The sequence below is a fragment of the Marinobacter sp. CHS3-4 genome, from assembly GCF_030053415.1.
GTDB lineage: Bacteria > Pseudomonadota > Gammaproteobacteria > Pseudomonadales > Oleiphilaceae > Marinobacter.
This window is the reverse complement of sequence record NZ_JASGBJ010000003.1, coordinates 345,976-353,036: the sequence shown is the minus strand read 5'-3', so window position 1 is coordinate 353,036 and position 7,061 is coordinate 345,976. Positions and strand designations below refer to the sequence as shown.

Below are 7,061 nucleotides of genomic sequence, written 5' to 3'. Positions count from 1 at the left end.
CCGATTTGCGAAGAAATTGAAAATCCAAATCTCTAAGAAATTCAATCGGTTGCCTCTCGAAAAACCACCTCAAAAATTGGCGTGCCCCTCGAAAGAGATGCGTATTCTACAGCCCCAGCCTGAAGTGTCAACGGGGGCTGGAAAATTTTCCTGAATAAAAGTCAGATCGCTTAATCGACCAACACCACGCGAGCAATCTTTTTCTTGCCCGCCTGCAGGATTACGTCATCCCCTACAACGAACATTTTCTCTTCTTTCAGTTGATCGCCATTCATGTAAACGGCGCCGCGCCCGAAGACATCTTTCGCCGCTTTACCGTTCTGCGCCAGACCTGCCTCTTTTAACAGACCTACAATGTGCACAGACTCACGGCCAGCCAGAGACACCTCCACGACAGGAACGTTTTCGGGAATCTCGCCCAGACCGACCCGGTTACCCGCAGACTTGTGGGCATTGGCCGCCGCCTCTTCATCGTGAAAGCGAGCAATGATCTCGTGAGCGAACATCTTTTTATATTCCTGAGGATTCTCGCCACCTTCGACGGCGTCCTGGAATTCTTTGACCTCCGTCATCGGACGAAGACTCAGCAGCTCAAAGTAACGCCACAGCAAGTCATCCGGCATCGACAGAAGCTTGGTGTACATTTCACCTGGCGAGTCGTTAACGCCCACATAATTACCCAGGGACTTGGACATCTTCTGTACGCCATCCAAGCCCTCGAGTATCGGCATGGTAAGAACCACCTGCGGACTCTGACCATACTGCTTCTGAAGGTGCCGCCCCATTAACAGGTTAAATTTCTGATCGGTACCACCCAACTCGACATCGGCTTCCAATGCCACCGAGTCATAGCCTTGCACCAATGGATAGAGAAACTCGTGAATCGCAATAGATTGCTCGGCTTCATAACGCTTGTGGAAGTCGTCGCGCTCAAGCATCCGGGCAACCGAATACTGCCCGGCCAGCCGAATCATATCCGAGGCCGACAATTTACCCATCCATTCAGAGTTGAACACCACTCGGGTTTTGTCCGGATCCAGAATCTTGAACACCTGCTCTTTATAGCTAATAGCGTTTTGCGCCACTTGCTCTTCAGTGAGAGGCGGCCGTGTTGCGCTTTTGCCGGTGGGATCGCCAATCATTCCGGTAAAGTCACCAATCAGAAAGATGACCTGATGACCTAAATCCTGAAACTGGCGAAGCTTATTGATCAACACCGTGTGGCCAAGATGGAGATCCGGCGCTGTCGGGTCAAAACCGGCTTTAATTCTAAGCGGACGACCTTCTTTTAATTTCTCAACCAGATCACTTTCTGGAATCAGCTCATCAACACCACGCTGAATTACCGCCAACGACTCTTCAATCGAAGCCATCTACCTTGCACCTTACAATCCGACCAACAGAAACCGCGTTGTTACAGAGATCTACAAAAGAAATCTGTGCTTTACCTGCGCCCCTGTTACTATTTAAATGACTATTTTTTAATCAGCGCCTAAAACGGCCGCCTATAAAGAGGCCCGGAATTATATCAGCGCAGGAAGCAGAAATCTGGCCCAAAGGTCATCAACGGTAATGTTTCCCGCTGTCGCGAGCGCTTTTTATACGGTAATCTGTTGGACTATACTTGAACAACAGCTTTAATTAGGCAGTACAACTTAGCGGAATTTGGACTAAAAACGGGTGCCATACGTGCTTAAACTGTTTCCCAAAACACACATCACCATAGCCGCGAGCGTTAGTGTCATCGTGGCAGCTACCGCGCTAATGAGCCCCAGCTCGCCGGTTGAGGCTAATCGAGCCGCGTATGCACTGAATCTCGACGAGGGCTCTGTTACCAAAGCCAGCTTTGATTCAGAGGCAGCCAAGCCCCAAAGCAGCGCAGACAAGCCCAGCCAAGGCGAGCCTGCTAGCCAACCTGAAGAGCTTGTTAGCCAACCTGAAAAAATGACGGAAGAGCAAACTCTTGCGTCGCTAGACAAGGCACTGTCCACCAGTACCGCCACACCCGATGCTTCCCGGCCTCAGGAAAAGCCGGTTGTCGCGAACAGCGAACCAGAGCTGGACTGGGACACCTATAAGATTCGTTCGGGTGACACCCTGTCGTCTCTATTCAGCAAGGCAGGTTTCGATGACGGCCTGATGCTGTCCGTTATCCACGGTGAAGATGAAGCTAACGAGCTTCAGCGCCTTTATGCCGGCGAAACCATTCGATTTGCCAAAAACGACGCTGGCGAACTAGCGGCGATCGAATTGAAACGCAGCCTTCTCGAAAGCTTGAAAATAGAAAAGACCGAAAATGGCTTTGCAGGCGAAAAGGTGGTTCGCGAGCCGGACGCGCAGCCTGCCTTTGCCTCTGGCGTCATCGATGGCTCGCTTTATGTCGCTGCCCGGGAAGCCGGTCTGTCTGATCGACTTGCCATGGAAATGGCCGGTATCTTCGGCTGGAACATTGATTTCGTTTACGACGTTCGCAAAGGCGACCGCTTTGAAGTCGTCTACGAAGAGCTTTACCTGGATGGCGAGAAATTCGACACCGGCAACATCCTGTCTGCCCGCTTCGTAAATCGCGGCGAGGAAGTTATTGCCCTCCGCTACACGGACAGCAACGGCGACACCGACTACTATTCGCCGAACGGCAGCAGCATGCGCAAAGCATTTTTGCGCACTCCGATCAACGCCCGCGTTTCTTCATCCTTTAACCTGCAGCGCCGCCACCCGGTGCTGGATGTGGTTCGTCCCCATGAAGGCACGGACTATGCCGCACCTCCAGGCACCCCTATTAAGGCCGCAGGCGACGGCCGTGTCATCTTCGCAGGCTGGAAAGGTGGGTATGGCCGCACCGTCGTCCTGCAACACGGCGACAACATTACAACTCTTTACGCTCACATGAGCCGCCTGGGCCGGGGAATCCGTAACGGGTCACGGGTAAAACAGGGTGACACTGTTGGCCATGTCGGCTCATCTGGCATGGTGACCGGCCCCCATCTTCACTACGAATTCCGCGTAAACGGTTCGCCAAGAAACTCTCGAACCGTGAAACTTCCGGATGCCAAACCCGTTCCGAAGTCAGAATTGGCTCGATTCGAACGGTTCGCGAAACAGGAAGTGGCTAAATTCGAGCTGTTCCGTCAGGACTACCAGCAACTGGCCCTTGCCTCAGACGAGTAACACAATGGATACCTGGATAGGTTTGATGTCAGGTACCAGCATGGATGGCATCGATGCCATCCTTGTATCCTTTCCGGATAATCATATCCAGATTCACGCAACCCACAGCATTAGCTACCCCGACGACATCCGGAACCGACTGGTCAGCCTGAGCCAAAACAAGGGCTCGCCGGATGAAATTGGCGAACTGGATCACCGCGTTGGCGGACTTTTCGCAACAGCGGCAAATCAGTTGCTGGAAAAATCCAGCTTTTCCGCAGACCAGATTCAGGCGATTGGCAGCCACGGACAAACTATTCGACATCAGCCAGACGGCGGCACACCCTTTACGCTGCAAATTGGCGACGCGGCACTGATCACCGAGCTCACGGGAATTACCACAGTCGCTGACTTCCGACGCCGGGATATGGCGGCCGGCGGACAGGGCGCACCACTGGTACCGGCTTTTCATCGAGCCTACTTCAGTGCGGAAGGCGAGGATCGATGCATCCTGAACCTCGGAGGCATTGCCAATCTCACCCAACTACCCGCAGACCGCAGCCGCGCTGTCACTGGTTTCGATACCGGGCCTGCAAATGCGCTTATGGACGCCTGGTGCAAAGAGCAGACCGGGCTACCATTCGATACCGATGGCACTTGGGCCAGTGAAGGGGATATTGATCAGGATCTGCTGAGCGATCTGCTATCAGAGGCCTATTTTCAGCGCCCCGCCCCCAAAAGCACGGGAACAGAAAAGTTCAATCTGGAATGGATTCAGACGAGCCTGCGCCGACACCCGGAAGTAGAAGCGGTCGATGTTCAGCGAACACTGTTGGAGCTGACCGCCCTAACGGTCGCAAAACAACTGCCTCAGCAACCAGGGATGACCATTTACGTTTGCGGAGGTGGTGCGCGAAATCCGATGCTGATGAAAGCATTGCAGCGTACTTGCAGCCCGGCGACCATTACTTCTACCTCAGCGATCGGGCTTGACCCACAGTGGGTCGAACCAACGGCTTTCGCTTGGTTAGCAAGCCGCACAATGAACCACAAAACCGGAAATCTGCCGGACGTCACCGGTGCCAGGGGGAAGAGAATTATAGGGGCTATTTACTATGCCTGAGAGGCTGATGCCGGTGAAAGACGGCGTCAGATTGTAAAGGAGCTACCACAACCACACGTGGAGCTGGCGTTGGGGTTCTGAACCACGAACTGAGATCCCTGCAGACCTTCCTGATAATCCACCGTTGCGCCCACCAGATACTGATAACTCATTGGATCCACCAGAAGGCTGACGCCTTCTCGTTCAATGACAGCATCTTCTTCGTCCTGGGCTTCATCAAATGAAAAACCATACTGAAAGCCAGAGCAGCCACCGCCGGTGACGAATACCCTTAGCTTGAGCTCTTCATTACCTTCTTCTTCGACCAGTTCGCGTACTTTGGCGACGGCGCTGTCGCTGAGAAACAGCGGTGTCATGGCCTGTTGCTGAACTACGCTCAAGAGTGCCTCCAATGTACTGCAGTGCTCGGTTCTGTGATTATCGTATTCCTGACTAAAACAATCAACTATTCTCTGGCACGTCTGCTTCTTCGCCAACTTCTTCCGATGGCTCAGTCTCCGCGCTCTGCTCTTCAGGTTTGGATCTCATCAGCAGGCCAGCAGGCTCACTCTGGTGAACGAGATTGCCATTCACCTCGGCTCCCATCGCCATTTCGATCAGGTTGTAATACACGTTGCCGTTGATGGAGGCGTTTTCAGCCAGTTCAAGATGGGCAAAGGCATAAACGTCGCCGTGAACCGTACCATTCACGATCACGTGAGGAGCGCGGATATCCCCTTCGACGATTCCAACCTCTGAAATTCTCAGCACCGCTTCAGTGCCATCGTCTGCGACCAGCGTGCCACAAACCTTACCGTCAACATGTAAGCCACCGGAGAAATGCACGTCTCCGTGAATTGTTGCCCTGGAGGACACAAGCGTGTCGAAATGCCCGGCGGGGCGACGTGGCTTCTGCTTCTTCTTACCCAGCATGTTATCTCTCCGTCAGTTCGTCCCAGTCAAACGTGCGCTCAACCTTGGCTGAGCCCGATCCATCCCGCTTTGCCATTACCTGCACCTCCAGCGGCTCGAAACCATCCGGCAGGGTCAGCTGGCCCTTCACTTCCTGGAAATAGCGGAAACGGAGTTTAATGTCAGTTTGTTCAATATCGGCCGATAGGTCTCGCAGCGCAATGCTTTCCTTTTGGTCATCACGCAGACCCACCACACTTACTTCAGCGTAGCCGGAAAGATAACTCTTGTTATCCCCCCTTTGCACCAGCACCACCATGAAATCGTATACGCCTTTATTCGGCGTTCGTCGCATTCTGACCCGGTCAATCTGAAGACCGCGGGTGCTATCGGACGGCGCCATGATGTTCTTGTAGAAGACCAGTTCAGATTGCAGAGAAGCCAGGCGCGTTTCCAACTCGACGATGTTTCGTCTCGCCTGGTTAAGAGCCTGCTGGTCAACCGCTCGACCGCGCTCGAGGTTCACAATCTGCTGACTCATTTCACGATTGTGATCCCGCAGCTGCTCCACCTGATCCAACAACCGGTTGCGCGACTCTTCCGCCGTTGAAAACCGGAACCCGCCCTGAGCCATGCCAGTCGCATATCCGATGACGGCTGCGACCAGCGAAAACACAAGCAGGATCAGGGTCCGTCGCACCCGATATCCGGGACGATGCCGGATAACAACATATTCTTCCGATGGCTTCTTTGGCTCGCTCACCCTGGCATCCTATGGCAGCAATGCCGGGGCTTCGAGGCCACGGGTTTCCGGCAGGTCAAACATGATATTCATGTTCTGAATCGCCTGACCGGCTGCACCCTTGACCAGGTTATCGATCACCGATGAAACGATAACGATAGAGCTGTTTTCCTGGCGATGCAGTGCCATACGGCAATTGTTCGCTCCGCGGACACTGCGAGTTTCCGGGTGACTTCCAAACGGCATGACGTCGACAAACGGCTCATCCCGGAAGCGGTCTTCAAACAGCGCCTGAAGCCGGTCAAAGTCCGCAGGATCTTTAAGGTCCGCGTAAAGCGTAGCCTCAATGCCCCGAATCATGGGAATCAGGTGGGGCACGAAACTGACCCCTACTGAACCTTTGGAGGCCTTCTCCAGTCCCTGCCGAATCTCAGGCAAGTGGCGGTGCCCGGAGGCGCCATAAGCTTTGAAACTCTCGCCAATTTCCCCATGCAGCATGGCGATCTTGCCCTGTCGTCCAGCGCCGCTGGCACCGGATTTTGCGTCCGCGATCAACCGAGTCGTATCGACCAGGCCGGCTTCCAGCAATGGAAGGAAGCCCAGTTGCACCGCCGTTGGATAGCACCCCGGATTCGCCACTAACTGCGCTCCGCGGATGGATTCGCGCGCCACTTCCGGAAGCCCGTAAACCGCTTTGTCTGCCCACTCTGCGCTTTCATGGGGCATGCCGTACCAATTTGCCCAGACATCCAGATCTTTCAGCCGGAAATCTGCAGAAAGATCCACCACCCGCGCGCCAGCGGCCATCAACTCCGGCATCATGCGCATGGCCACACCGTGAGGCGTGGCGAAGAACACCAGGTCGCAGGCAGACAGGGTGGCAACATCCGGCTCGGTAAACTCAAGCTCGTAGTGGCCTCGCAGGTTTGGAAACATCTCGGCCACGGGCATGCCAGCCTCTGTACGGGACGTAATGCAGCTCACCTCAACGTCCGGGTGAACCGCCAACATTCTGAGAAGCTCGACACCGGTATATCCGGTGCCTCCAACAATACCTACCTTAATCACCAGCAACTCCAGCTTGATTCGCAAAATAGCAGGCGGCAAAGCCACCTTTATTAACCTGCTAGTCTAACATGATAAACCAATGACTTAGTT

The 7,061-nt window shown here is 54.1% G+C and carries 7 protein-coding genes; 2 read left to right on the top strand and 5 right to left on the bottom strand.

The genetic code is table 11. From position 1 onward, the window contains the following. Nucleotides 1-170: 170 nt before the first annotated feature. Nucleotides 171-1,373 (bottom strand): tyrosine--tRNA ligase, encoded by a 1,203-nt coding sequence (gene tyrS / locus QLQ17_RS15325; RefSeq protein ID WP_283210481.1) that lies wholly within the window; start codon nucleotides 1,371-1,373, stop codon nucleotides 171-173. Nucleotides 1,374-1,689: 316 nt separating this feature from the next. Between tyrS and QLQ17_RS15320 the strand changes: the two genes are divergently transcribed. Together QLQ17_RS15320 and QLQ17_RS15315 are read left to right on the top strand one after the other, a co-directional pair. Continuing rightward, the gene (locus QLQ17_RS15320; RefSeq protein WP_283210480.1) at nucleotides 1,690-3,168 is read left to right on the top strand and encodes a peptidoglycan DD-metalloendopeptidase family protein; all 1,479 of its coding nucleotides are present in this window, start codon (nucleotides 1,690-1,692) and stop codon (nucleotides 3,166-3,168) included. A gap of 4 nt (nucleotides 3,169-3,172) precedes the next feature. Then, nucleotides 3,173-4,270: an anhydro-N-acetylmuramic acid kinase gene (locus QLQ17_RS15315; RefSeq protein WP_283210479.1), complete on the top strand. Its 1,098-nt coding sequence runs from the start codon at nucleotides 3,173-3,175 to the stop codon at nucleotides 4,268-4,270. 26 nt (nucleotides 4,271-4,296) lie between these two features. Here the strand turns inward: QLQ17_RS15315 and erpA are convergent, their stop codons facing one another. The 4 genes from erpA to argC form a co-directional block, all read right to left on the bottom strand. After that, nucleotides 4,297-4,626, bottom strand: a complete 330-nt coding sequence (gene erpA / locus QLQ17_RS15310) for an iron-sulfur cluster insertion protein ErpA (RefSeq protein ID WP_283210492.1) — start codon at nucleotides 4,624-4,626, stop codon at nucleotides 4,297-4,299. Between the two features lie 85 nt (nucleotides 4,627-4,711). Continuing rightward, complete coding sequence (locus QLQ17_RS15305) at nucleotides 4,712-5,182, bottom strand: bactofilin family protein (protein WP_283210478.1); 471 nt, start codon at nucleotides 5,180-5,182, stop codon at nucleotides 4,712-4,714. Nucleotide 5,183: 1 nt separating this feature from the next. Further along, a complete protein-coding gene (locus QLQ17_RS15300; RefSeq protein ID WP_283210477.1) occupies nucleotides 5,184-5,924 on the bottom strand; it encodes a DUF6776 family protein in 741 nt (246 codons plus the stop codon). Between the two features lie 9 nt (nucleotides 5,925-5,933). After that, nucleotides 5,934-6,971 (bottom strand): N-acetyl-gamma-glutamyl-phosphate reductase, encoded by a 1,038-nt coding sequence (argC, locus tag QLQ17_RS15295; protein ID WP_283210476.1) that lies wholly within the window; start codon nucleotides 6,969-6,971, stop codon nucleotides 5,934-5,936. Nucleotides 6,972-7,061: the final 90 nt, after the last annotated feature.

Excerpts from the sequence above, each read along its gene's own strand:
- tyrS (WP_283210481.1), bottom strand. The coding sequence starts at position 1,373 with ATGGCTTCGATTGAAGAGTCGTTGGCGGTAATTCAGCGTGGTGTTGAT.
- QLQ17_RS15315 (WP_283210479.1), top strand. The coding sequence starts at position 3,173 with ATGGATACCTGGATAGGTTTGATGTCAGGTACCAGCATGGATGGCATC.
- erpA (WP_283210492.1), bottom strand. The coding sequence starts at position 4,626 with ATGACACCGCTGTTTCTCAGCGACAGCGCCGTCGCCAAAGTACGCGAA.
- QLQ17_RS15305 (WP_283210478.1), bottom strand. The coding sequence starts at position 5,182 with ATGCTGGGTAAGAAGAAGCAGAAGCCACGTCGCCCCGCCGGGCATTTC.